We start from the raw sequence: 297 nt of genomic DNA, 5'->3' as shown, positions 1-297 counted from the left end.
CCACCGGGCTGGTCGGCGAGGCGGTGGCCTTCGGCGAGGCGGACCAGCAACTGGGCCAGCGGGTGGTGCTGGTGGTCAGCGGCCCCTGCGACACGGGCCGGCTCCACCAGGCCATGGCACGGGAGATCCCCGGCTACATGCTGCCCCGCCGCACGGTGGTGGTGGACGCGCTGCCGCGCTCGGTCAACGGCAAGTTCGACCGGGTCTCGCTGCGTCGCACGGTGGAGGCCACGCCGTGACCGCCCCGGTGACCCCGGTGAACCAGGTGACCTCGGCGCCCCCGGGGGCTCCCGGGGC

The 297-nt window shown here is 75.8% G+C and carries 1 protein-coding gene; it reads left to right on the top strand.

Annotated elements, in window-relative coordinates:
- The coding region (locus E0D90_RS26195; protein ID WP_227870534.1) for an AMP-binding enzyme at window positions 1-239 on the top strand (239 nt) is incomplete at its 5' end.
- Window positions 240-297 lie beyond the last annotated feature (58 nt).

Origin of the sequence: Streptomyces otsuchiensis, from assembly GCF_004305975.1 — a bacterium.
GTDB classification, from domain to species: domain Bacteria; phylum Actinomycetota; class Actinomycetes; order Streptomycetales; family Streptomycetaceae; genus Streptomyces; species Streptomyces otsuchiensis.
This window is presented reverse-complemented; position numbering and strand designations above follow the sequence as displayed.